General features: G+C 69.5%; 21 protein-coding genes and 1 tRNA gene. 10 read left to right on the forward strand and 12 right to left on the reverse strand.

All coding sequences use genetic code 11. The features are described from left to right. The first annotated feature begins 197 nt into the window (after positions 1-197). The 3 genes from purD (at position 198) to QZX79_RS16085 (ending at position 2,895) form a co-directional block, all read left to right on the forward strand. Positions 198-1,496, forward strand: coding sequence for a phosphoribosylamine--glycine ligase (purD, locus tag QZX79_RS16075; RefSeq protein ID WP_294569831.1), 1,299 nt, complete (start codon positions 198-200; stop codon positions 1,494-1,496). Then, complete coding sequence (locus QZX79_RS16080) at positions 1,493-2,392, forward strand: phosphoribosylaminoimidazolesuccinocarboxamide synthase (protein WP_294569832.1); 900 nt, start codon at positions 1,493-1,495, stop codon at positions 2,390-2,392. The genes purD and QZX79_RS16080 overlap by 4 nt, the downstream gene beginning before the upstream one ends. A 200-nt stretch (positions 2,393-2,592) precedes the next feature. After that, positions 2,593-2,895 carry an EthD family reductase gene (locus QZX79_RS16085; RefSeq protein WP_294569833.1) on the forward strand — a complete coding sequence of 101 codons (303 nt, stop codon included), beginning with the start codon at positions 2,593-2,595 and terminating at the stop codon, positions 2,893-2,895. Between the two features lie 52 nt (positions 2,896-2,947). Here QZX79_RS16085 and QZX79_RS16090 read toward each other — a convergent pair whose 3' ends face one another. The 6 genes from QZX79_RS16090 to QZX79_RS16115 form a co-directional block, all read right to left on the reverse strand. Next, on the reverse strand, positions 2,948-3,568 hold the full coding sequence (locus tag QZX79_RS16090; protein ID WP_294569834.1) for a hypothetical protein: 621 nt from the start codon (positions 3,566-3,568) through the stop codon (positions 2,948-2,950). 213 nt (positions 3,569-3,781) lie between these two features. Next, positions 3,782-3,858: transfer RNA gene (locus QZX79_RS16095), tRNA-Pro, on the reverse strand. Between the two features lie 101 nt (positions 3,859-3,959). After that, positions 3,960-5,774 carry an ABC transporter ATP-binding protein gene (locus tag QZX79_RS16100; protein ID WP_294569862.1) on the reverse strand — a complete coding sequence of 605 codons (1,815 nt, stop codon included), beginning with the start codon at positions 5,772-5,774 and terminating at the stop codon, positions 3,960-3,962. 56 nt (positions 5,775-5,830) lie between these two features. After that, positions 5,831-7,642 (reverse strand): ABC transporter ATP-binding protein, encoded by a 1,812-nt coding sequence (locus QZX79_RS16105; protein WP_294569835.1) that lies wholly within the window; start codon positions 7,640-7,642, stop codon positions 5,831-5,833. A 111-nt stretch (positions 7,643-7,753) separates the two neighbouring features. Continuing rightward, positions 7,754-8,698, reverse strand: coding sequence for a metallophosphoesterase (locus QZX79_RS16110; RefSeq protein ID WP_294569836.1), 945 nt, complete (start codon positions 8,696-8,698; stop codon positions 7,754-7,756). A 2-nt stretch (positions 8,699-8,700) separates the two neighbouring features. Beyond that, positions 8,701-11,019, reverse strand: coding sequence for a transglycosylase domain-containing protein (locus QZX79_RS16115; protein ID WP_294569837.1), 2,319 nt, complete (start codon positions 11,017-11,019; stop codon positions 8,701-8,703). Positions 11,020-11,056: 37 nt separating this feature from the next. Between QZX79_RS16115 and QZX79_RS16120 the strand changes: the two genes are divergently transcribed. Genes QZX79_RS16120 through QZX79_RS16130 form a run of 3 tightly spaced genes read left to right on the forward strand, consistent with a single transcriptional unit; the run spans position 11,057 to position 12,616 of the window. Continuing rightward, positions 11,057-11,218, forward strand: a complete 162-nt coding sequence (locus tag QZX79_RS16120) for a DUF4177 domain-containing protein (protein WP_120167707.1) — start codon at positions 11,057-11,059, stop codon at positions 11,216-11,218. Next, a complete protein-coding gene (locus QZX79_RS16125; RefSeq protein WP_294569840.1) occupies positions 11,215-11,697 on the forward strand; it encodes a RidA family protein in 483 nt (160 codons plus the stop codon). The genes QZX79_RS16120 and QZX79_RS16125 overlap by 4 nt, the downstream gene beginning before the upstream one ends. Before the next feature lie 4 nt (positions 11,698-11,701). Then, positions 11,702-12,616, forward strand: a complete 915-nt coding sequence (locus tag QZX79_RS16130) for an NUDIX hydrolase (RefSeq protein WP_120167711.1) — start codon at positions 11,702-11,704, stop codon at positions 12,614-12,616. A gap of 122 nt (positions 12,617-12,738) precedes the next feature. On the opposite strand, the gene QZX79_RS16135 is transcribed toward QZX79_RS16130, so the two are convergent. Next, on the reverse strand, positions 12,739-13,416 hold the full coding sequence (locus QZX79_RS16135) for a Crp/Fnr family transcriptional regulator (RefSeq protein ID WP_120167713.1): 678 nt from the start codon (positions 13,414-13,416) through the stop codon (positions 12,739-12,741). A 223-nt stretch (positions 13,417-13,639) separates the two neighbouring features. Here QZX79_RS16135 and QZX79_RS16140 point away from each other — a divergent pair, with 223 nt between their 5' ends. From QZX79_RS16140 to QZX79_RS16155, 4 genes are all read left to right on the forward strand, one after another. Next, the gene (locus QZX79_RS16140) at positions 13,640-14,824 is read left to right on the forward strand and encodes a MarP family serine protease (protein WP_294569845.1); all 1,185 of its coding nucleotides are present in this window, start codon (positions 13,640-13,642) and stop codon (positions 14,822-14,824) included. A gap of 208 nt (positions 14,825-15,032) precedes the next feature. Continuing rightward, entirely contained in the window at positions 15,033-16,730 is a 1,698-nt protein-coding gene (locus QZX79_RS16145; protein ID WP_294569847.1) for an ABC transporter substrate-binding protein, read from the forward strand. A 90-nt stretch (positions 16,731-16,820) separates the two neighbouring features. Then, complete coding sequence (locus QZX79_RS16150; protein ID WP_294569849.1) at positions 16,821-17,825, forward strand: ABC transporter permease; 1,005 nt, start codon at positions 16,821-16,823, stop codon at positions 17,823-17,825. Next, the gene (locus QZX79_RS16155; RefSeq protein WP_120167721.1) at positions 17,822-18,763 is read left to right on the forward strand and encodes an ABC transporter permease; all 942 of its coding nucleotides are present in this window, start codon (positions 17,822-17,824) and stop codon (positions 18,761-18,763) included. The genes QZX79_RS16150 and QZX79_RS16155 overlap by 4 nt, the downstream gene beginning before the upstream one ends. 99 nt (positions 18,764-18,862) lie before the next feature. On the opposite strand, the gene QZX79_RS16160 is transcribed toward QZX79_RS16155, so the two are convergent. The 5 genes from QZX79_RS16160 to QZX79_RS16180 form a co-directional block, all read right to left on the reverse strand. After that, a complete protein-coding gene (locus QZX79_RS16160; RefSeq protein WP_294569853.1) occupies positions 18,863-20,326 on the reverse strand; it encodes a YdiU family protein in 1,464 nt (487 codons plus the stop codon). Positions 20,327-20,452: 126 nt separating this feature from the next. Beyond that, positions 20,453-22,177, reverse strand: a complete 1,725-nt coding sequence (locus tag QZX79_RS16165) for an ABC transporter ATP-binding protein (RefSeq protein WP_294569855.1) — start codon at positions 22,175-22,177, stop codon at positions 20,453-20,455. 57 nt (positions 22,178-22,234) lie between these two features. Next, positions 22,235-22,711, reverse strand: coding sequence for a type II 3-dehydroquinate dehydratase (gene aroQ / locus QZX79_RS16170; RefSeq protein WP_294569857.1), 477 nt, complete (start codon positions 22,709-22,711; stop codon positions 22,235-22,237). A 26-nt stretch (positions 22,712-22,737) separates the two neighbouring features. After that, positions 22,738-24,057: an MFS transporter gene (locus QZX79_RS16175; protein ID WP_294569858.1), complete on the reverse strand. Its 1,320-nt coding sequence runs from the start codon at positions 24,055-24,057 to the stop codon at positions 22,738-22,740. Between the two features lie 95 nt (positions 24,058-24,152). Continuing rightward, positions 24,153-24,752, reverse strand: a complete 600-nt coding sequence (locus QZX79_RS16180; protein WP_294569860.1) for a TetR/AcrR family transcriptional regulator — start codon at positions 24,750-24,752, stop codon at positions 24,153-24,155. Positions 24,753-24,829: the final 77 nt, after the last annotated feature.

A 24,829-nucleotide genomic window follows, 5' to 3' on the forward strand; every position in this document is an offset into this window, starting at 1 on the left:
GGGAACCGCGGCGACGATCCCGGCCAGTGCTGCCAGCAGTGTCGTGACGCGTCCGCTTTTCCTTCGAGTATCCATACCCGCTATTCGGAGGTGGAGGCCCTGCGTATGGGTGGGCGGCCGGCCGGCTGCGGCCGTCCGCGGAGTAACAGGGGGTGCGGGCTTCGTCCGGTGCGGCGCAGCCAGTACGCTGATCTACTGTGAAGGTTCTTGTGATTGGCCCCGGTGGCCGCGAACACGCCATCGTCCGTGCACTGCTTAACGATCCGTTCGTCCGCGAGGTCCACGCGGCCCCCGGCAACGCCGGCATCGCCGCGGACGTCCCCACCCACAGCATCAACGCCAGTGATCCGGCGGAGGTGACGCAGCTGGCGCAGCGGCTCGGCTCGGACCTGGTGGTCATCGGCCCCGAGGCGCCCCTGGCCGCCGGCGTAGCCGACGCGCTCACCGAGGCCGGAATCCCCGTCTTCGGGCCCTCCCGCGCGGCCGCGCAGCTGGAGGCCTCGAAGGCCTTCGCCAAGCAGGTCATGGCCGCGGCCGGCGTTCCGACGGCGATGGCGCGGGTTGCCTCGACCACCGCCGCGGCCGAGGAGGCACTCGATACCTTCGGCGCCCCCTACGTGGTCAAGGACGACGGACTGGCCGCGGGCAAGGGCGTTGTGGTGACCGGCGACCGCGCCGAGGCGCTCGCCCACGCCCAGAGCTGCTTCGACGCCGGCGGAAGCGTGGTCATCGAGGAGTTCCTCGATGGCCCCGAGGTCTCCCTCTTCGTGCTCTCCGACGGATGCAGCGTGGTCCCGCTCGCCCCGGCCCAGGACTTCAAGCGCATCCACGACGGCGACGTGGGCCCCAACACCGGCGGCATGGGCGCCTACTCGCCCCTGACCTGGGCGCCGCCCGGCCTCGTCGACGAGGTGGTGACGCGCGTGGCCCAGCCGGTCATCGACGAGATGGCCAACCGGGGCACCCCCTTCGTGGGCGTGCTGTACTGCGGGCTGGCCCTGACCTCGCGCGGAATGCGGGTCATCGAATTCAACGCACGCTTCGGCGACCCCGAGACCCAGGCCGTGCTGGCCCGCCTGCGGACCCCCCTCGGCGGGGTGCTGCTGGCGGCGGCCAGGGGCGGCCTGGACCGCCTCAGCGGCCTCCAGTGGTCCCCCCGGACCGCGGTGGCCGTGGTGCTCGCCGCGGAGAACTACCCCGAAGCGCCCCGGACCGGCGGCCGCATCCGCGGGCTGAAGCGGGCCGCGCAGCATGAGGACGTGCAGGTGCTGCACGCCGGGACGGCCGAGAAGGACGGGAAGGTGGTCAGCTCCGGCGGCCGCGTGCTCGCCGTCGTGGGGCTGGGCGGCGACCTCGCCGGTGCCCGGGCCACGGCCTACGACGCCCTGGCCGAGATTGACCTCGAGGGCGGGCAGTTCCGCACCGACATCGCCCTAAAGGCCGCCCGCGGCGAGATCCACGTAGCGGCGGCCGCCGCGCCGGTGGCGGGACGATGAGCTCCTTCGCGCCCCCGCACCCGGACCTGCCCGGCTGGAGGCACGTGTACTCGGGGAAGGTGCGCGACCTGTATGAGCCGGTGGACGGCGATCCGGACCGGGTCCTCGTCGTGGCCAGTGACCGCATCAGCGCCTTCGACCATGTGCTCGCCACGGAGATCCCCGACAAGGGCAGGGTCCTCACCGAGCTGAGCCTGTGGTGGTTCGAACGCCTCACCGGGGTCCCCAACCACGTGCTGGCCGCGGACGAGGCCGGCGGAGTCCCGGCGGCCGTCGCGGGCCGCGCCATGATCTGCCGGCGGCTCGAGATGTATCCGATCGAGTGCATCGCCCGCGGCTACCTGACCGGAAGCGGGCTGGCCGAATACCGCGCCTCGGGCACGGTGTGCTCCCTGCCGCTGCCGGCCGGGCTGCAGGACGGCTCCCGGCTCGACCCGCCGCTGTTCACACCCTCGGCCAAGGCCGAGGTGGGCGAGCACGACGAGAACATCACCTATGACGCCGTCGTCATGACCGTGGGCGACGATGCCGCTGCGCAGCTGCGCTCGCTGACCCTGGACATCTACTCCCGGGCCGAGGTGATCGCCCGGGAGCGCGGGATTCTCCTCGCCGATACGAAGGTGGAATTCGGCCTCGACCCGGTCGCGGGGCGGATCACCCTGGGCGATGAGGTGCTGACCCCCGATTCCTCCCGGTTCTGGGACGCCTCGCAGTACTCCCCGGGCCGCGCGCAGCCCTCCTTCGACAAACAGTTCGTGCGCGACTGGCTCACCTCGGACGCCTCCGGCTGGGACCGGGTGTCGGCGCCGCCGGCCCTCCCCGCCGACGTCGTGGAGCGGACCCGCGGGCGCTACATCGAGGCCTACGAGCGCCTGACCGGCCGCGCCTTCGCCTGAGGGTCCCCCCGGCCACCTGCTGCCCCGACGCGGGCTCCGCGGTGCGTCATGAAGCAGACACTTTCGACCGATCCCGTGGAGCGCCGCGGGCCCGGCGTTAGACTCACCTCACAATTTCGCAGCCGGCCCTGGTTCCGACGTTGGATGGCGGCCGCAGCCGGCCGGACCCCTGAGCAGCCCGTTCCGAGGAGGAGTTCCGAATGCAGACGAAGATCACCGTCATCATCAACAACCCGACCGATCCTGAGGCTTTTGAGCGCGAATTCCCGGAGCTCCTGACGATCGCCAAGTCACTGCCCGGCCAGCTCCGCCTCGAGTCGGCCAAGGTGTGGCCGAAGGAAGACGGGACGCCGACGCCCGCCTACCGCACCCTCGATTTCTATTTCGAGAGCTATGACGCGGCCTCGCAGGCCGTCAGCGTGCCGCAGGCCGGGCAGTTCTTCCAGAAGCTGGGCGAAATGGGAGGCACCTTCATGGGCCTGTTCTCCGAGGTCGAGCAGTAGCGGGAGCCGCACCCACGCCGGCGTCCGGCGTCGACCCGACTGACGGCCCCGCTCAGTCCGTTGCGCCGCCGGACGCGAAGAGCTCGTCGAAGCCCTCGAGGGGAACCTCGACCAGGCCCGGGGAGCGCGGGCCGGGTGCGCCGGATCCGCGGGGGTTCAGGAGGACTTCGGAGAGCACCACGGCGTGGATCTTCGCCAGGTCGTATCCCACGCTGAGGGTCGCCCGGCGCAGGGACCCGGTGGCGGTGGGGTCCCAGTAGATCGCCGTCTGCAGGGCCTGGACGCTCCACAGCTCCCGGGAGGGCAGGAGGCCGTCGCCGGCATCGGGGAGGTCGAAGAGTGCGCCCTGTTCCGGGTCGGTGCCCGGAAGGAGGGTGACGCCCGGTGGGCGGGTCAGGATGGAGATCCTGCCGATGCCCTCGGCCGAAAGGTAGCCGCCCTTGTTGCTGGGCACCGCGGTGATGTCGGTATCGACGAAGACGGGGTTTCCCAGCAGCAGGTTCCAGACCCGGTCGCGGGTGGCGTGACGGTAGATCTCGCGGCGGACGAATTCCTCGGGCTGGTACTCGCTGAGGAAGTGCACCACGGCCTTCTGGGCCGCGGCGTCGATGAGCCCGGCCACCCGGTCGAGGGTGGGGCCGAACCGGGAGACGACCTGCGCCGCGTTGTGCATTATTCGGGTGCCTCTTCCGGCGCTCGGGGTTTCGCTTGCTCTTAATCCAACCGCATCGGCCGCGTGATCCCGCGTCCAACACGCGCCTCCCGCCGGCTTCGTCCTCGCTGCTTCACGCCAACTGCTTCAGGCCGGCCGAAGGGCCCGGGAAACAGAAAAGGACGCCTCCGCCCTGCGGAGACGCCCCTGCTGTCGTGCCTGAGTTGACTTCTTTGGTCGGGGTGACAGGATTTGAACCTGCGGCCTCGTCGTCCCGAACGACGCGCGCTACCAAGCTGCGCCACACCCCGATGCATTGTTCCCGCCGCAGGACCTGCGGCAAAAGCAACTTTCCAAGAATACCCCGTGAAGGCCCGGGAGGCGAAACCCCGGCCCGGCGCGGCCGGCGTCCCTAGACGAGCGAGTCCTTCCAGGCCGCGTGCAGGGCCGCGAACCGGCCGGTTCCACCGATCAGGTCCGCCGGTTTTCCGTCCTCAACCACCTCGCCGTCGTGCACCACCAGCACCCGGTCGGCGATCGCCACGGTGGAGAGCCGGTGGGCGATGATCAGGGCCGTGCGCTGCCCCAGCAGCCGCTGCAGGCCCTCCTGAACGAGCCGCTCGCTGGGAATGTCGAGGGACGAGGTTGCCTCGTCGAGGATCAGCACCGCGGGGTCGGCCAGGAAGGCCCGGGCGAAGCTGATCAGCTGCCGCTGCCCCGAGGACACCCGGCCCCCGCGCTTGTTCACGTCGGTGTCGTAGCCCTCAGGCAGTTCACGGATGAACCCGTCGGCGCCGACGGCCCGCGCGGCCGCCTCGATCTCCTCCCGGGACGCATCGGGCCGGCCGAGGGCGATATTCTCGGCGACGGAGCCGCTGAACAGAAAGGCCTCCTGGGTTACCATGACCACCGAGCGCCGCAGGTCCTGCGCGTCCACCTCGCGCAGGTCCACCCCGTCGAGGGTGATGCTCCCGGCGGAGACGTCGTAGAAGCGGGCGATCAGTTTGGCGAGCGTGGACTTGCCGGCGCCGGTCTGGCCGACCAGCGCGACGGTCTGGCCGGCCGGGATGGCCAGGTTCAGGGGCGGGATGACGCGCGGGCCGTCGGCGTAGCGGAACTCGACATCCCGGAATTCGACGGCGCCGCGGGCCTGCGGCAGGGCCACCGGGTTCCGGGGCGGGCGGACCGTTGGAACCTCCTCGAGCAGCCCCGAGACCTTCTCCAGCGCCGCCGAGGCGGACTGGAAGGAGTTGTAGAAGAGGGCCATCTGGTCCACCGGCTGGAAGAACCGCTTGCTGTAGAGCAGCAGGGCCAGCAGCGCGCCCACCTCAAGGGAGCCCTCGAGGACCCGGAAGCCGCCGGCCGCAAGGACGACGGCCACGGTCAGGTTGCCGATGAGCACCAGCCCCGGCTGGAAGACGCCGTTGAGGTTGATCGAGCGGATGGTCGCCTGGCGGTAGTCCTCGGCCAGCTCGTCGTACCGGGTGGCGTTGGCCGGTTCCCGGCGGAACGCCTTCACCGCGCGGATCCCGGTCATCGTCTCGATGAAGTGGACGATGAGTTTCGCGGAGACCACCCGGGAGGACCGGAAGGCGATCTGCGAGTGCTTCTGGTACCAGCGGGCCAACAGGAACATCGGAACCCCCGCCGCGAGGATCAGCAGGCCCGTCCGCCAGTCGAGGGCGAAGATGGTCACGGCGGTGAAGAGCATGAACATCACGCCGGAGGCCAGGGAGCTGACGCCCGAATCGAGGAGTTCGCGCAGCGCCTCGAGGTCCGAGGTCTGGCGGGAGATGATCCGGCCCGAGGTGTACTTCTCGTGGAACTCAAGGCTCAGCCGCTGGGTGTGCCGGAACACCCACAGGCGCAGGTCGAGCAGCATCGCCTGGCTCAGCCGCGCCGTCGCCCGCACGTACCCGGCGGTGAGGACGGCACCCAGGACGGCGGCGAGGAGGTAGGCGCCCCCGGCCGCCACCAGCTGCACCGGGTTCCCGGCGATCAGGGCCGGCAGGGCGCTGTCGATGCCGAACGCGATGATCGCCGGCCCGGCCACCCGGGCCGCCTGGGAGATGACGACGAGGGCGATGGTGAGGACAAACTGCCGCCGGTTGGGCCGGATCAGGGCCCCGAGCAGGCGGAAGGAGCGTGCCCGCACCGACCGGTTCTGCGCCCGGTCGAGCAGGACCTCGTCCTCATTGCTGACGCCCGCGGGTGCGGCGCCCACCATCGCTTCCGGGCTGGACTTCCGCCCCGGCCGCCGTCGCGGCCGCTGTGCAGACTTCGTCATGCCAGTGCCTCTTCGTCGTCGTACCCGCTGTCGAGATCCACCGGTTCCTCCGTCAGGCTCGCAATGACATAGCGGTAGTGGTCGTTGCGGGCGAGCAGTTCGATGTGCGTGCCGACATCGGTGATCCGCCCGTCCTGAAGCAGCGCCACCCGGTCGGCCAGGGCGACGGTCGAGGGCCGGTGGGCGACCACGAGCGTCGTCGTGCCGCGCAGCACCTCCCGGAGCCGCTCCTCAACGAGCTCCTCGGTGCGCACGTCGAGGGCGGAGAGCGGATCGTCGAGCACCAGCACGCGTGGCTGGGCCGCGATGGCCCGGGCCAGGGCCAGGCGCTGGCGCTGGCCGCCGGACAGGCTCAGTCCCTCCTCGCCGATGAGGGTGTCGACCCCGAGGGGGAGGGAGTAGACGAACTGCGCCTGGGCCACCTCAAGCGCCTCGGCCAGCAAGGCCTCCGCATCGGCGTCGCTTTCGGTCCGGGCGCCCATCAGGACGTTGTCGCGCACCGAGCTCGAGAACAGGGTCGTGTCCTCGAAGGCGACCGCCACCAGGGTGCGCAGGTCGGCCAGGTCGAAGTCCCGCAGGTCGGTGCCGTCGAGGGTGATGCGCCCTCCGGTCACGTCGTAGAGGCGCGGCACGAGCTGCACCAGGGTGGTCTTGCCGCTGCCGGTCACGCCCACCAGGGCGAGGGTTTCACCGGCCCGCAGCCGCAGGTCCACGCCGTTGAGGATGTCCCCGGCGGCGTCCTGGGCGTCGGGGTAGCGGAAGTGGACGTCCTCGAAGGCCAGCTCCCCGCGCGGCTCGGCCGGCCGCGCCGGTGCGGCGGGGGAGGTGATGGGGTTCCGGGTCTCCATGACCTCGTAGTGGCGGTCGATGGCGGTCTTGGCGGTGAAGGTCATGGCCAGCAGCGGTCCGATGAACTCCACCGGGCCGGCCACGACGGCGGCGGTGGCGAAGAACGCGACGAGCGCCCCGATGCTCACCTGCCCCGAGGAGGCCAGCAGCACGCCGACGACGAGGGAGGCTCCCAGCGCCAGCTCCGGGAGCAGGGTGACCACGAGGGAGAAGTTGGCGAGCGATTTCGCCTTGACGATCTCGGTGCGGCGCAGCTGCTCCGCCTGCTCATTGAACGCATCGAGTGCCTCGCCGCTGCGCCCAAAGGCCTTGAGCACGCGGATGCCGTGAACCGATTCCTCGACGGCGGTGGCAAGGTCGCCGGCCTGGTCCTGGCTCCTGCGCGAGACGCGGCTGTAGGAGGTGCGGAAGCGGAACCCGTAGATCATGATCGGCACCGCGGCGGCGAGGAAGATCAGGGCGAGGATCCAGTTGGTCAGGAACATCACCACGACGCCGATCCCCACGGTCAGTGAGGTCACCACCAGCATGATGAGGCCGAACGCCATCCAGCGGCGCATCAGGTTCAGGTCCGACATGGCGCGGGAGAGCAGCTGGCCGCTTCCCCATCGGTCGTGGAACTCCACCGGGAGTTCCTGGAGGTGCCGGTAGAAGGAGGTCCGCATGCCGGTCTCCACCGAGGTGGCCGGACCGATGACGAACTGCCGCCGCAGGGCGATCAGCGCCGCCTCAAGGACGCCGAGCAGGAGCACCAGGCCGGCGGCGAGCCAGACCCCCGAGGCGGAGCCGCCGCGCGTGAGCGAGTCGTTGACAAGGACGCGGAGCACCTGTGGGATCGCCAGCGCCATGACGCTCGCGGCCAGGGCGCACAGCAGGCCCAGCAGCAGCCGCGGGGCGATGGGACGCACGTGCGGGTACAGGCGCTTCATCGACTCGCGCAGCGTCGGTGCCGGTTTCATTCCACCTCTTCGGTGCTCGATGTCGGTCCTGGATCCGGCGCGGGCCGGAGCGGGGCCCGGAGGCCGGCGGGCCTGGCTCCCCGTTGAACGAACAGCGGCGGAAAACTTCTCCTACGCCGCATCCCGGGCGGTCAGGGTGAGCAGGACGGCCTCGGGCCGGCAGGCCAGGCGAACCGGGGCGAACCGGGAGGTGCCGATGCCGGCCGAGACGTTCAGCGGCACCCGCCGCCCGCGGTGCTCCCACTCGGTGAGCCCGCGGGCACGCCAGGTCGGAAGGTCGCAGTTCGTCACCAGCGCCCCGTAGCCGGGAACGCAGACCTGGCCGCCGTGGGTGTGGCCCGCGAGGATCAGCTCGGCGCCGCCGTCGGTGAAGTAGTCGAGCACCCGCTGGTAGGGGGCGTGGGTGACGGCGATGCGCACGTGCGGGGCCTCGGCGGAGGTGCTGCTCCCTGCGGGGTAGCCGGCGTACCTGTCGCGGTCGAGGTGCGGGTCGTCGACTCCGGTGAAGTCGAGGCGGAGGCCGCGCATGCCGATGGACTGGCTCCGGTTGGTGAGGTCGATCCAGCCGGCGGTGCCGAAGGCACTGAACATCTGGGCCCAGGGCAGCTCGCGGGGTTCGCGCGTGCCGGCGGAGGAGGGGCCGGAGAAATACCGGAGGGGGTTCTTCATCACCGGCTCGTAGTAGTCGTTCGAACCGGGCACGAAGACGCCGGGAAAGCGCAGCAGCGGGCCGAGGGCCTCGACCAGGGGGCCCACGGCCTTGCGGTGGCTCAGGTTGTCCCCGGTGTTGACGACGAGATCCGGTTCGAGCCGGGCCAGGCCCTGCAGCCAGTCGCGCTTTGACTTCTGGTGGGGCGCCATGTGGATGTCGGAGAGCTGGAGCACCCGCAGGGGCCGGGCTCCGGGCGGGAGAATGCGGACCGTCTCCTCACGCAGCGAGAAGAGGGTCCTTTCGATCACCGAGGCGTAGCCCAGGGTCGCGGCCCCGGCGAGTGCCGTGAGCCCGGTGCTCCATGCGAGCGCTGTCCCTACGCCGTTCGTCCTCGATGACTCCACGTTCAGTCGTCCCCTTCGCCGCCGCCGTTGTTGCCGTTGCCGTTGCCGCCGCCGTTGTTGTCGCCCGGTCCGGCCGGTCCACCGAGTATGCCACCGGGGACGCCGGGAAGCCCACCGGGGCCGTTCTGGCCGTTGCCGTTCTGCCCGTTGCCGAAGGACGGTACGCTCTGGCGGCCGTTGATGATGTTGGCCGGCGGGTCCTGGAACCGCTCACCGACGTACAGGCCCGGGATCTGCTGCATGAAGCGCGCCCAGGAGGGACCGGCGATCAGGGAACCGTCGATCTCCGGGTACACGCGCCCGCCGATCTGCAGGCCGCTGAGGGAGGTGTTCCCTTCCTTCCAGTTGCCGATCCAGCTTGCCGTGGCCAGGCCGGAGTTGTAGCCCATGAACCAGGTCTGCGAGCGCTGGTCGTTGGTGCCGGTCTTGCCGGCCATCGGGATGCCGCCGTACTCAAGCAGTGAACCGGAGCCGGTCTTCATGACCTCCTGGGTCGCGTAGTTCACCCCGCGTGCGGTTTCCTTCGGGATGACCTGCTTGCAGGAGGAGGCCGGAACCGGGTAGCTGGTGCCGTCAGCGGCCGTGACCTCGGTCAGGGCGCGGGGATCGCAGACATTGCCCTCGGCGCCGAAGCCGGCGAAGGCGGTGACCATCGACAGCGGGGAGACGTCCTCGACGCCGCCGATGAGGGCCGAGGGTGCGACGGTGAGGCGCCCGGGCTCGCCGTCCTTGCTCTTGCCGTTGTGGACGCCCATGTCGAAGGCGATGTCCTGGATGCGGCAGAGGTCGAGCTGCTTGGCCGAGGCCATGGTGATGGTGTTCAGCGACTGGGCCAGACCGCGGAGCACGGTGGCGGGACCGTAGTTGGTGTCGCCGTAGTTCTGCGGGAAGTACCCGCTGAGGCCATCCTCGCTCTGCACCCGGTAGGCACCGCCCTGGAGGCAGCTCGCCGTCCACCGGTCGTTCTCCGGGTAGCGCTTCTTGCTGCCGTCCAGGACCGTGTTAAGGGACTTTCTGGCGTCCACCCAGGCCGCGACGGTGAAGGGCTTGTACGTTGAGCCCGGCTGGAACCCGCCGATACCGCCGAGGCTCTTCTCGGGATTCCCGTCCTCGTACAGGTCCACGTTGAAGTTCAGGACCGAATCGCCGGCCGCCTCGCCCGGCCGGTACCGGGTGTTCTGCGCCATCGAGACGATGTTGCCGGTCTTCGGATCGACGCTCACGAGGGAGTGGCCCACGGCGCCGTCGGTGGTTTCGGGGTTCGCTGTCTCGTTGACGGCGGTCTGCGCGGCCTTCTGCACCCGGGGATCAAGGGTGGTCTTAATGGTCAGGCCGGAGCGGTAGAGCACCTTCTTGCGGTCCTCCGGGGTTTCGCCGTAGGCCGGGTCGTTGAGGATCAGGTGGGTGACGTAGTCGCAGAAGTAGGGTGCCTGGGCGGCACCGGCGCAGCCGTTGAGCGTCGGGGTGATCTTCAGGCCGAGGTCCTTCGCGACGGCGGAGTCGTGCTCTTTCTGGGTGATCTTGCCGGTCTTGAGCATGGCGCCGATCACGAGGTTGCGCCGCTCCAGCGACCGCTCCGGGTTCAGCTCGGGGCTGTAGTAGGTGGTGCCGTTGACGACGCCGGCAAGCAGGGCGCTCTGCTCGATGTTGAGGTCTTTGGCGTCGACATTGAAGAAGTACTTGGAGGCCGCCTGCACGCCGTAGGTGGTACCGGTGAACGGCACGATGTTGAGGTACCCCTCAAGGATCTCGTCCTTGGAGAGTTCCTTCTCGACGGCGATGGCGAGCTTCGCCTCGCGCAGCTTGTCCCCGATGGTCTTGCTCCCGCTGAAGACCGCTTCCCCGCCGTTCTGGCGGGCGGTGTCAATCAGCACGTTGGTGACGAACTGCTGGGTGAGGGTCGAGGCGCCGCGGGTGGTGTCGCTGCTGATGTTGTTGGCGACCGCGCCGAGGATGCCCTGCAGGTCGACGCCGCCGTGCTCGTAGAAGCGGTTGTCCTCGATGGCCAGCAGGGCATTGGTCATATTGGGGGAGACCTGGTCGAGCGTAATCGGCTGCCGGTTCTCCTCGTACAGGGTCGCGATCAGCGACCCGTCGGTCGCGAGGATCTTTGTCGGCTGGGCGAGCGCGTCGCGCTCAAGCGCCGCCGGGAGCTCCTCGAAGAACTGGATGGAGGCCGACGCCCCGGCGCCCGCCGCGGCGGCGACGGGCACGAGCAGTCCGGCGGCGAGCACACCGCTGAGTCCGCTGATTCCGAGGAATGCAACGATTTTCCCAAGGGTGGTTGCCGTGTCAAAGAGAGGGGAGGTCCGAGGAGCCATGTATTGCAGTTTACAAGCACGCGCTAGGCTTTGACGCATGACCAAATGGGAGTACTCCACGATTCCGCTGATCATCCACGCCACCAAGCAGATCCTTGATCAGTGGGGTGAGGACGGCTGGGAGCTCGTCCAGGTGGTTCCCGGACCCGACGGGAACGGCCTCGTGGCCTACCTTAAGCGCGAAAAGGGCCAGTCGTGAGCGGCGCTGAAACCGCCCCCTCCGCGGTCGAGGCGCGCCTTGCCGAGCTGGGCATCACCCTGCCGGCCGTCGCCGCGCCGGTCGCCAGCTACGTGCCCGCTGTCATCTCGGGCACCTTCGTCTACACCTCCGGGCAGCTTCCCTTCGTTGACGGGAAGCTTCCGGCCACCGGCAAGGTCGGGGCCGCCGTTGACGCCGACACCGCCCAGTCCCTCGCCGCCACCTGCGCCGTGAATGCCCTGGCTGCGGTCAAGGAGCGGATCGGTGACCTGGACCGGGTGACAAGGATCGTCAAGGTCGTCGGCTTCGTCGCGTCCGACCCGTCCTTCACCGGTCAGCCGGCCGTCATCAACGGGGCCTCGAACCTGCTGGGCGAGGTCTTCGGAGATGCCGGAGTCCATGCCCGTTCCGCCGTCGGCGTCGCCGTGCTGCCCCTTGATGCACCGGTCGAGGTCGAAATGATCGTGGAGTTCGTCTAGTCCCGTGGACCGACTAAGCAACCGCAGGTTCCCCCTCCATCCCGAGGAGCGCAGCGCCGCCCGGGGCTGGGTGGAATATGGTGCCCGCACCCCCCTGAAGGCCCGCCCGGCCTCCTCGGTCGTCCTGATCCGCGACAGCCCGACGGGCGCGGAGACCTACCTCACCTGCCGCCGCAGCGAATCGCCGCTGGGTATCGTCGGGTTCCCGGGCGGCCTGATCGAGGAGTTCGACGACGACCCGGTCGACTGGTGCGGACCCAGCCCGTCCGCCTGGGCGAAGGCGCTGGGGACCGACGACTCCAACCTGGCGCGGCGCCACGTGCTGGCCGCCGTGCGCGAACTCTTCGAGGAGACCGGTGTGCTGCTGGCCGGGCCCGACCCCACCACCATGGTGGAGAGCACCCGCGGGCGGGAATGGATGAAGGCGCGTGAGTCCCTCGCCCACCAGGACTGTTCCTTTGCCGAGGTCCTCAGCCGGCGCGGGCTGGCCGTCCGGTCCGACCTGATCAAGCCGCTGGCGCACTGGCTGACCCCCGACTTCGCGCACCGCCGCTTCGACACCCACTACTTCGCCGTGGCCCAGCCGGTGAACCAGTCGCCCACGCTCCTTGAGAGCAAGGGCATCTGGGGAGGCTGGAAGTGCGCGGCTCAGGAGATCGACCGCCGGAACACCACCGAACTCGGTGACGAGGTGGGCCAGCCCAACACCGTGGGGCGCACCCTGAGCGAGATCACGGTGCCAGCGGTGGAGCTGATCCTCGAAAAGCTCGGCTCATCGCGCGGCTGCATCGCCTATCTTTCCCACAAGCGGAAGATCAAGCTCTACTACCCGCACCTGGCCGAGCACGACGGCGACCTGATGCTTGAGGTCGCCTGCCCGGTGCTGACCGAGGGCGGCTCGGCCCAGCGCGGCCGTTAAAAAGGGGCGCGGGACCGCGGCTCAGCGGTGGCAGCGCGCCGATGAAAGTGCGGCGCTGCTATGCGGGAACAGCGCGGCCGGACTCCGCCCGCCTGGACTACCCGGGGCCCGGCCGGACCGGGTCAGCGGCTGCGCTGGCGAAGCCGCTGAATGTCGAGAATGACGACGGCGCGTGCCTCAAGGCGGAGCCAGCCGCGCTGGACGAACTCGGCGAGAGCCTTGTTGACCGTTTCACGTGAAGCGCCGACCAGCTGGGCCAGTTCCTCCTGGGTGAGTTCATGGGCCACCAGGACGCCGTCGGTGGCGGGCCTGCCGAAACGGTCGGCCAGATCCAGGAGCGCCTTCGCGACGCGGCCGGGGACATCGGAGAACACCAGGTCCGCGAGGGACTCGTTGGTGCGACGCAGCCGGCGGGCGAGCGCCTGGAGCAGCTGGGCCGACACCTCGGGGCGGGTTTCGAGCAGCACCCGCAGGTTCTCGTTCTTCAGCCCGGCCAGCCGGGTCTCCGACACCGCCGTCGCCGTTGCCGTGCGCGGGCTGGGGTCGAACAGGGCCATCTCGCCGAAGAGTTCACCAGGGCCGAGGATGGCCAGCAGGTTCTCCCTGCCGTCCTGGGCGGTGCGTCCGAGCTTGATCTTGCCGGAGACGATGAAGTACAGCTGGTCGCCCTGGTCTCCCTCACGGAAGACCGACGATCCACGCGAGAGGTCAACTTCGGTCAACTCATCAGTGAGGGCGGCGAAGACGTCGTCTCCGAGCGAAGCGAAGAGCGGCGCCCGGCGCAGTACCTCGATATCCATGAATTCTCCTGTTGACTTGGGGTGGTGCGGCTGTCCCGCGTGGCCTCTACCGTCCCATCTTGCCGTACCCGGCCATGATGGGACAGCCGATACACGCCATTCCGCGGGGTTTAAGCGGTCCGCGCAACCGGTGCGCTGCCGCCGGACGGCTCCCGGCCGATAGAATCGGGAGTCAGTGATGGAGGTGCGCGGCTTCCGGACGAAGCACACTGGGAGAACGGACATGCCCGACTTCACGATTCTCGACGTCGTACTGGGCCTCGTGCTGCTCGGGTACCTCGCCGTGGGGCTGCGCAACGGACTCTTCGTGACCCTTGGCGGCATCGTCGGATTCATCGCCGGCGCCGTGGCCGCCTTCTTCGCCATCCCGCTGGTCAGCGCGGCGCTGCCCGACAACGGCTGGCGGCTTCCCGCCGTCATCGCCACGGCCCTGATCCTCGTCGTTGTCGGCCAGGCGCTCGGCGCCGGCCTCGGGTCCTCGATCCGGCGGTGGCTGAAGGCCCGGCCCCTGCGGACCGTCGACCGCCTGCTCGGCGGTGCGGTCAACACCGTGGTGGCGGCGCTGGTGATGTCGATGCTCGCCTTCAGCGTGGGCACCCTCGGCGTCCCGTTCCTGTCCCAGCACCTGGCCGCCTCCCAGGTCATCCGCGGCATCGACAGCGCTACCCCGGCACCGGTGCGCACCTGGCTGGCGCAGCTGCGCACCATCGCGGTGGACGACGGCATCCCCACCATCCTCGACACCGTCGCGCCACCGTTGGCCGCAGAGGTCCCTGACGAATCCGTGGACACCCCCGAACTCGCCGCAGCCGCGGCGTCGGTGGTGCGGATCGCCGGCACGGCCTTCAAGTGCGGACAGAACCAGACCGGCACCGGGTTCGTTGTGGCACCCGGGCGGGTCATCACCAACGCGCACGTCGTGGCGGGGGTGGGCGAACCCGTCGTCGAGGTCCTTGGCGGAGGGGCGCTGCCGGGGCGGGTCGTGCACTTCGATCCGGCCCGCGACATCGCCGTGCTCGCCGTCGACGGCCTGGACCGGGATGCGCTGCCGCTGGGGGATGAGCTGTCCCGCGGGACGACGGCGGCCTTCGCCGGCTACCCGGCCGGCGGGCCCTACCGGATCCAGCCCGCCAGCGTGCAGAACCTGTCCCCGGTGATGGTCCAGAACATCTATGGCGCCAGCCCGCGGCTGCTCCAGGTGTACAGCCTGGCCGCGAACGTGCAGCAGGGTAATTCCGGCGGGCCGCTGCTCGACCTGCAGGGCCGCGTGGCCGGGGTGGTCTTCGCCAAGTCAACGGCCGAGGCGCCCGTCGGGTACGCGCTGTCACTGGCCGAGCTGCGGCCGATCGCCGAGCGAGCGCCGGGCTACGCCGCCGCCGTCGCCTCCGGGCAGTGCACCCCGCGCTAGGGGCTGCCCTCCGCCGTCGCCGGCAGGTGACCAGGGGTGCCCCGCGCACCTCCCGCGAGACCAAATCGTGACCGGATGGATACGGGAAATACGAAAACCGGCCGTTTTAGAAGTTAGGCTCGTCACACGGCCAGTGCGCACAGGCGCGTTCAGGTCCGGCGGATACAGGGTTGTCCGGCCAGAAACACTCGTTCAACAGGAGCTCAAAATGTCTACACGCGACACTTCTGTGCGCAGGTTCCATCTCACCAGGAAACGTGCTGCGTTGACTGCGGGAATATCCATCGGCGCGCTGCTCATGACCGGCTGCGTCCAGAGCCAGCGCGAAGAGGGGGCCGGCGCCGAAGGTTCGGGCGAGGCCGTCAATTCAACCTTCGTCTTCGCTGCGTCCTCCGACCCGAAGTCCCTCGACCCGGCCTTCGCCAGCGACGGCGAGTCCTTCCGCGTCAGCCGCCAGATCTTTGAAGGCCTCGTCGGCGTGGAGAAGGGCACCGCGGACCCGGCGCCGCTGCTCGCCGAGTCGTGGGAGACCTCCGAGGACGGACTGGCGACGACCTTTCAGCTGAAGGAGGGTGTGAAGTTCCACGACGGGACGGACTTCAACGCCGAGGCCGTCTGCTTCAACTTCGACCGCTGGTACAACTGGACCGGCCTCCAGCAGGCCGAGACCGTCTCGTACTACTACAACTCGCTCTTCCGCGGGTTCAAGGACCAGCCTGACGAAGCCGTCTACGAATCCTGCGAGGCCAACGGCGACAACGAGGTCACCGTCAACCTGGCCAAGCCGTTCGCCGGGTTCGTCCCGGCGCTCTCCCTGCCGGCCTTCGCCATGCAGAGCCCCACCGCCCTTGAGGAGTTCAAGGCCGACGAGATCGGCGGTTCCGAGGAATCACCGAAGCTCAGCGAGTACGCCCTCGGCAACCCGGTGGGCACCGGTCCCTTCAAGTTCGAGTCCTGGGACGTCGGACAGCAGCTTGAGCTGTCGAGCTTCGAGGATTACTGGGGCGAGAAGGGCCAGATCACCGAGACGATCTTCCGCATCATCGACGACCCGCAGGCCCGCCGCCAGGCCCTCGAGGCCGGAACCATCGACGGGTACGACCTTGTCGCCCCCGCCGACGTCCAGTCCCTGAAGGACGGCGGATACAACGTGGTGGCCCGCGACCCGTTCACCATCCTGTACCTGGGCTTCAACCACAAGGTGGAGCAGCTCGCGGACCCGCTGGTCCGTGAGGCCATCGCGCACGCCATCGATAAGGAGGCTCTGGTTGCCCAGACCCTTCCCGAGGGCACCGAGGTCGCGACCCAGTTCATCCCCGACGTCGTCGACGGCTACAACGAGGACGTCACCACGTACGACTTCGATCCGGAGAGGGCGAAGGAACTCCTCGCCGAGGCCGGGTACCCCGACGGCTTCGAGGTCCAGTTCAACTACCCGACGAACGTCTCCCGTCCGTACATGCCCACCCCGGAGCAGGTCTTCACCAACCTCCAGGCGCAGCTTGCCGACGTCGGAATCACCGTCACCCCGTCACCTGCCGCCTGGTCCCCTGACTACCTCGACCAGGTCCAGGGCACCGAGGACCACGGGCTGCACCTGCTCGGCTGGACCGGCGACTACAACGACACCGACAACTTCATCGGCGTCTTCTTCGGCCAGCAGAAGCCGGAGTTCGGCTTCGACAACCCGGAGCTGTTCGCCGCACTCGATGAGGCGCGGGGCATGACCGACCGCGAAGAGCAGACGAAGGCGTACGAGGAGATCAACGAGCAGATCGCCGAGTTTATCCCGGCCATCCCGCTGGCCCACCCGGCACCTTCGCTGGCGTTCAACGAGCGCGTGACCTCCTACCCGGCCAGCCCGGTCAACGATGAGGTCTTCAGCGAGATCGAGCTCAGCAAGTAATACCAGCACGTCCAGTGGAGCCGGACCCGTACGATAGGTCCGGCTCCACTGTGTTGGAGAGCACATCCTGGTTTCCCCCGAGAGGACACTGTGTTACGCGTCATAGGCAAGCGAATTGCCCTGCTCATCCCCACGTTGTTTGGGCTGTCCGTTCTGCTCTTCCTCTGGGTGCGCAGCCTCCCGGGCGGTCCGGCGACCGCGCTGCTGGGCGAGAAGGCAACCCCCGAGGCCGTCGCCCGGGTCAATGAGCTTTACGGTTTCGACCGCCCGCTCCTCACCCAGTACTTCACCTACATCGGCAAGCTGCTGCAGGGCGACTTCGGCGTCTCGATCAACACCGGGCGTCCCGTCCTCGAGGAGTTTGCGACCCGCTTCCCGGCGACCGTCGAGCTCACCATCGTCGCCCTGATCTTCGCCATCGGCATCGGCGTTCCGCTGGGCTATGCCGCGGCCCGCCACTACGGGCGCTTCGTGGACCACAGCTCCGTGGTGCTGAGCCTGATTGGCATCACCGTGCCGGTGTTCTTCCTCGCGTTCATCTTCAAGTACCTGTTCGCGATCCAGTGGTCCATCCTGCCGCCCGACGGCCGGCAGAACCCTCGCATCAACGCGACCCACTTCACCGATTTCTACGTCCTGGACGGGCTCCTCACGGGGGAGTGGGACGCCGCCTGGGACGCCTTCCTTCACCTGATCCTGCCCGGGCTGGCCCTGGGCACCATCCCGCTGGCCATCATCGTGCGCATCACCCGGGCGTCGGTGCTTGAGACGCAGAACGCCGACTACGTGCGCACCGCCCGGGCCAAGGGCCTGCTGGAGCGCACCATCCGCGGCCGGTTCATCCTCCGCAACGCGATGCTTCCGGTGGTGACGACGATCGGGCTGCAGCTCGGCCTGCTCATCTCCGGCGCCGTGCTCACCGAGACGGTGTTCGCGTTCAACGGCATCGGCCGGTTCCTGCGCGATGCCATTTTCGGCCTCGACTACCCGGTCCTCCAGGGGTTCATCATCTTCATCGCCATCCTCTACGCGATCATCAACCTCCTCGTTGACATTTCCTACAGCATCATCGACCCGAGAGTGCGTGTGCAGTGAGTGCAATCTTGCCCCCCGCCGTCGGCGGATCAGCAGCCCCGACAGACCCGGCGATCGAGACCGGAGGTGGAACCGGCCTCTGGAAGGACGCGTTCCTGCGCCTGCGGCGCAACCCGCAGGCCATCGCCGGCGCCGTCATCATCGGCCTGTTCCTGCTCGTGGCGCTCCTCGCGCCGATCCTGGCCCCCTACGGCGGCAACGAGCTGCCCGGCCGCACCGAAATCACCCCGACCACCATCCCCGGGCCCGGAGAGATCGGCGGCTACCCGCTCGGGCTCGACCGCTTCGGCGGGGACCTGCTGAGCAAGCTGATCTGGGGCGCCCAGGCGTCCCTGCTGATCGGTGTGGTGTCCACCGCCCTGGGCCTGGCCGGCGGAATGCTCCTCGGCGTCCTCGCCGGCGGCTTCGGCGGCTGGGTGGACAACGTCATCATGCGCTTCGTCGACATCCTGCTGTCGGTGCCAAACCTGCTGCTCGCGGTCAGCATCGCCGCCATCCTCGGCCAGAGCCCGTACGCGATCATGATCGCCATCGGCGTCTCGCAGATCCCGATCTTCGCGCGGCTGCTCCGTTCCTCAATGCTCTCCCAGCGCGGATCCGACTACATCCTGGCCGCGCAGACCCTCGGACTGAGCCGGGGCACGATCACCATGAGCCACCTGCTGCCCAACAGCATGGGTCCGGTGATCGTGCAGGCAACGCTCACCCTGGCCACCGCGGTGATCGACGCCGCCGCCCTGTCCTTCCTCGGCCTTGGCGGCGGACTGCCGCAGGCCGCCGAGTGGGGCCGGATGCTCACCTACGCCCAGGCCGAGCTGAGCATCGCGCCGCAGCTGGCGTTCCTGCCCGGCGCCTGCATCGCCATCACCGCCCTCGGCTTCACCCTGCTGGGGGAGTCCCTGCGGGAGGCCCTGGATCCCAAGACCCGGCAGAAGTAGTCCGGCGGGAGCCCGCTCCCGCCACCTCGTCGAAGCCACCTCGTCGAATCCACCTCGTCGAATCCGCCCCGCCGCTGACCCAGCGGCGGGGCGTCGGCGTTAAGTGCCGCAGAAGGTCCGGTACGGACCGAAGTCCTCCGGGGCGCCGACGGCATAGCGTTCAAGGCCGGGCCGCTCGTCGTAGGGCGCCGTCACGGCCTCGAGGAGGCCCGCCAGCGGGCCCAGGTCGTCGTTCGTGGCCGCAGCCAGGGCCTCCTCTACGAGGTGGTTGCGGGGAATGTAGGCAGGGTTGGCCCGGTCCATCGCCGCCGCGTCCGGGCCCAGGGCGAGCCACCGCTGGGCCCAGGCGTCGAACGCCGCAGGATCCGCGGTCCGGTTCCGGGCCGGCCCGGCGTGCCCCCGGGCGGCGGAGCCCAGGTCCCGGAAGAACGAGGTGTAGTCGGCCCGACCGGCCTGCAGCAGGGCCAGGAGGTCGTCCGCCAGCTGGGCGGCCTCGCCATCGGGCACCGGGCCGGCAAGGCCGAGCTTGGCCTTCATCCCGGCCAGCCAGGCGGCACTGTACTGGGTGCGGAAGGCCTCGAGGGAGGCGACCGCGGCCTCGACGGCCCGCTCCTGGTCCTCATGGATCAGGGGCAGCAGGGCCTCCGCGAGCCGGGCGAGGTTCCACTCGGCGACCAGCGGCTGGTTGCCGTAGGCATAGCGCCCGCCGGAGTCGATCGAGCTGTACACGGTGGCCGGGTCGAAGGCGTCGAGGAAGGCGCAGGGCCCGTAGTCGATGGTCTCGCCCGAGATGGTCATATTGTCGGTGTTCATCACCCCGTGGATGAAGCCGGCGAGCATCCACCGGGCCACCAGGGAGGCCTGGGCGGAGACCACCGCCTCGAACAGGGCGAGGTAGGGCGATTCTGCCTGCGCGGCCTGCGGGTGGTGCCGGGCGATGGCGTGGTCGGCGAGGCGGCGCAGCAGGGCAGGGTCCCCGCCGGCCGCGGCGTACTGGAAGCTGCCCACCCGCAGGTGGCTGTCCGCGACCCGGGCGAGTACCGCTCCAGGCAGCACGGTTTCGCGGCGCACCGGCCGGCCGGTGGCCACCACGGCCAGTGAGCGGGTGGTCGGGATGCCCAGAGCGTCCATGGCCTCGCTGACGACGTACTCGCGCAGCATCGGGCCCACCGCCGCCAGGCCGTCCCCGCCGCGGGCGAACGGCGTGCGCCCGGACCCCTTGAGGTGGAGATCGCGCAGGCGGCCGTCGGGGCCGGTGAGCTCGCCCAGCAGCAGTGCCCGCCCGTCACCGAGGCGGGGGCTGTAGCCGCCGAACTGGTGGCCGGCATAGGCCTGGGCGACGGGAGTGGCTCCGGCGGGCAGCGAGGTGCCGGTCAGGAACGAGACCCCCTCGGGTGTCCGCAGCGCCTCCGGGTCGAGGCCCAGGGTGAGGGCGAGCGGTTCGTTGAGCACCAGCAGCCTCGGCTCCGGTGCCTCCTCGGCCCGCCAGGGGATGGCCAGCTCCGCCAGTTCCCGGGCGAAGCGGCCGTTCAGGGTTGCAGTGATTCCGGTTACGGCGCTCATGCCCCCAGAATACCGACGCCGGCACCGCCGGACCGCTTCAACTTTCTATCCGCGGTCACACCTTTCGGGGTGGACATCCCGGCCTCCGTGCCGCACGGGGACGCCGGGAGCGCTGCCGCCCCGGACTCAGGAGGCGATGCCGCCCTCGATCTGCAGTTCGTTGCCCGGAATGGAGGCGAGCAGCCGGCGCGTGTAGGGGTGGCGGGCGTTCTGGAAGACCTCTTCGGAGGTCGCTGCCTCAACGAGTTCGCCGTCCTTCATGACGCACACGTAGTCGGAGATCAGGCGCACCACGGCGAGGTCGTGGGAGATGAACAGGTAGCTCAGGCCCAGTTCGGCCTGCAGGTCGCCCAGGAGTTTGAGGATCTGCGCCTGGACGAGCACGTCGAGCGCAGACACGGGCTCGTCGCAGACCAGCAGTTCGGGCTTCAGGGCCAGCGCGCGGGCGATGGCCACGCGCTGGCGCTGCCCGCCGGACAGCTCCGAGGGGTAGCGGCGCAGCGCGTTCTGGGGCAGGGCCACCTGGTCCATCAGTTCCCGCACCCGGGCGGTCCGCTCCTTCTTGGAGCCGCGCTTGTAGGCGTTGAGGGGCTCCTCGACGATGCGTTCGATGGTGAACATCGGGTTCAGCGAGGAATAGGGGTCCTGGAAGATCGGCTGGACCCGCTGGCGGAAGTCGTTGAGCTGGGCCTTGTCGAGGGTGGCGACGTCCATGCCGTCGAAGGTCATGGTTCCGGAGGTGGGCTCGATGAGCTTCAGGAGCATCCGGGCCGTCGTGGTCTTGCCGGAACCGGACTCGCCCACGATGGCGACCGTCTGGCCCCGCGGCACGTCGAGGGTGACGTTCTTGGCCGCGTAGAAGTCCTCGGAGCTGCCGCGGCGCTTGTAGACCTTGGTGAGGTCACGGATCTCCACAATGTTCGCCGGGGGAGCCGCCTTGCCGCTCTCGTGCTCGGCGAAGACGGCCTCGGCGAGCTTCGCCCGCTTGGCGGGGTCGTCGTTGTAGGCGCCCGGGCGCAGGCGGACGGCGGCGACGGACGGGGCGGCGCGCACCAGCGACTGGGTGTAGGGGTGCTGGGGGTCGTTGAGCAGCTGCTGGGCCGGGCCGGTCTCGACGACCCGGCCGCGGTGCATCACCACGAGGTCGGAGGCGCGCTCGGCTGCCAGCCCGAGGTCGTGGGTGATCAGCAGCACCGAGGTGCCGAGCTGGTCGGTCATGGTGTCGATCTGGTCGAGGATGGTGCGCTGCACCGTGACATCGAGGGCACTGGTCGGCTCGTCGGCGATCAGCAGCCGCGGCTGGCAGGCGAGGCCGATGGCGATCAGGGCACGCTGGCGCATGCCGCCGGAGAATTCGTGCGGGTACTGCTTGGCGCGTTCGCCGGCGTCGGGCAGGCCGGCGGCGGAGAGGACCTCGATGACCTTCTGCTTGACGTTGGCCTTGGTGGCCATGCCGTGGACCAGCAGCGTCTCGGCGACCTGGGTGCCGATCTTGGTGACGGGGTTGAGGTTCGACATCGGGTCCTGCGGCACCAGGCCGATCGCCCGGCCGCGGATGGAGCGCATCTTGGACTCGGCCAGGCCGACGAGCTCCTGGCCTTCGAAGAGGATGCTTCCGGCGGTGACCTTGCCGTTGCCCGGCAGCAGGCCGATGCAGGCCATGGCCGTCGTGGACTTGCCGGAACCCGATTCCCCAACGATCGCCAGCGTGCTTCCGCGTCGAAGCGTGAAGCTCGCGTTTTCGACGGCGCGGACCTCTCCGTGGGTGGTGCGGAAGCTGATCGCGAGGTCCCGGACTTCGAGCAGGGGCGCGTCGCTGGCCGCCGTACCGGCGGGAGTGATATCCGTCATGAAACTATGGTGCCCTACCGGTGCGCTTTTCGCGTAAGGCGACGTTCCGGACCGGTGCTAACTTTGTGGACTCGCCCCGGCCGGGGCGCCCAGCCGCGCCGCGAGGTGCTCCACCGCGAACCGGTATCCCTCGATTCCCGCCCCCACGATCACGGCGTCGGCGACCGCGGAGATGTAGGAGGTGTGCCGGAAGGCCTCGCGCCGGTGCACGTTGCTCAGGTGGACCTCCACCACGGGCAGGCCCACGGCGGCCAGCGCGTCGGCGATGGCGATCGAGGTGTGGGTGTAGGCGGCGGCGTTGATGACGATCCCGCCGGCGGTGCCCGCCGCACCGTGGATGGCGTCGATCAGGGCGCCTTCGGAATTGGACTGGAAGGCCCGCAGCGTGAAGCCCCGTGCAGCGGCGGCGGCCCGGGCCGTCTCCTCGACGTCCCCGAGGGTGGAGGTGCCGTAAATCGCCGGCTCCCGGGTCCCCAGCAGGTTCAGGTTGGGGCCGTTGAGCAGGAGGATGCTTGAGGTGCGGGCCGGATTCATGCCTTAACTATGCCCCAGCCCGCCGCCTACAGCGCGGAGGCGGCGGCCTGCTGGCGGGCGCGGAGCCGGACCGCGAAGATCGCGCCGACCAGCGTCACCAGGCTCAGCACCACCAGCACGATGCCGGGGTGCCACCAGGCGCCGTCCGTGGTCCTGCCGAAGGCCTGCGTGATCGACGGGACGAAGCCGGCGATGATCGCGGCGAGGCTGTAGGCGAAGGACAGGGCGGTGAAGCCGGTGCGGGGGTCGAAGATGTCAGCCATCAGCCCGCCCAGGGCCGCCCAGGTGGCCGTCGGCAGGATGCCCCCGAGCAGGATCGCCGCGATGTACACGGGCTCGGTGGCGACGCTGATAACCCAGTAGAGCGGGAAGGAGATCAGGGCGGTGCCCAGGGCGCCGCCGGCGACGACCTTCGCCGAGCCGATCCGCATGGCGAGGTAGCCGAACGCCGGGATGGTCACCAGCTGCAGGAGTGAACCGATCAGGGCGGCGTTGAGGACCGTCGCCTCGCTGAGGCCCAGTCGTTCGGTGCCGTAGGCCTGGGTGTAGGACACCATGAGGAAGTAGGAGCCGATGCCCAGGACCGCCGAGGCCGCGGCCACGACGATCGCGGTGCGCTGCGAGCGGATCATCTCGAGGAAGGGGATGCGGGCCAGCGAATTGGAGCCCGCCGCCTCCTTGAAGACGGGGGTCTCGTCGATGGCGAGGCGCAGGTAGATGGCGACCGCGAGGAACGGGAAGGCGAGCAGGAACGGGATGCGCCAGCCCCAGGAGGCCATGACGTCCGGTGCGGCGACGGCAAGGATCAGGAAGATGAGCGAGATCAGCATGGTTCCCACGGGGGAGCCCAGCTGGGGGATCGAGGCATAGAGCGCGCGCTTGCGCGGCTCGGCGTGCTCGGTCGCGATGAGGATCGAACCGCCCCATTCGCCGCCGAGGGACAGTCCCTGCAGCAGGCGCAGGACCGTCAGGATGATCGGCGCCCACACCCCGATGGTGTTGAAGTCGGGCAGCAGGCCCACGCTGCCGGTCGCCAGGCCCATGAGGGTGATGGTCCAGATCAGGGTCTTCTTGCGGCCGATCCGGTCCCCGAGGTGCCCGAAGAGAATGGCGCCGAGGGGGCGGGCGACGAAGCCCATGGCGAAGACGAGGAATGCCGACAGGGTGCCCGCCAGCGGGTCCTGCTGGGTGAAGAACACTTCATTGAAGATCAGGGCCGCAGCGGTGCCGAAAACATAGAAGTCGTAGGACTCCAGCGCTGTTCCGACAAAGGAGGCGCCGGCAGCCCGGCGCGCCATCCGTGGGCTTGAGGACGGGGCGGGTGCGGCGGCAAGTGAAGTGGACACGCTGACGATTGTCCCCCCGCCCTCGGTCTGCACGCCAACGTTTGAGGGCAAACTCACACCCCGGAGCCCACACCCCGGAACCCCCACCCCGGAACTCACACCCGGGGGCGGCCGCCCGGGTAGGAGGCGACGATCGAGGCTCCCGCATGGATCAGCGCGTCCGCGACACCGGCGCCGTCGGCGACGTAGCCGTGCACCATCGCTCCGTCCCGGAGCATCATCAGCTGGTCCGCCGCGGGACCGGGATCCTCAAGGCCCAGCTCGCCGAGGAGCTCGACGGCGAGGCCGCGGAGCCATGAGCGGTGGCGCTCGACCGCCAGGCGGACGGGGTGGCCGGCCTCCGGGTACTCGGCGGCGGCATTGATGAAGGCACAGCCCCTGAACCCCGGACGGCAGGCCTGTCCTCCCACCGCGGAGGCGATGTCCCGCAGCGCGGCGCCGGGTCCCGGAGCCGCTGCCCGGATCCGCTCGAACTCCGTGCGCACCTGCGCGGACTGGAGGTCGAGATAGGCCACCACGAGGTCTTCCTTGGAGGGGAAATGGCGGTAGAACGTGACCTTCGTGGTTCCCGTGTCGGCAAGGATCCTGTCGGCGCTGACCGATCGGATGCCCTCGGTGTAGAAGAGGCGGGCAGCGGAGGCCAGGATCGAGGCGCGGGCCGTCCCGCGGGGCGGGCGTGGAGCGTCGTCGGGCATGGGGCCATCCTTCCAGATCCGTCGAACTGGCAACTTGTTTACTTACTAGTTAGTCTACCTGAGTGGGGTGGGAACAG

The sequence above is a fragment of the uncultured Arthrobacter sp. genome (assembly GCF_902805515.1).
In the GTDB taxonomy this organism is placed as follows: Bacteria; Actinomycetota; Actinomycetes; order Actinomycetales; family Micrococcaceae; genus Arthrobacter_D.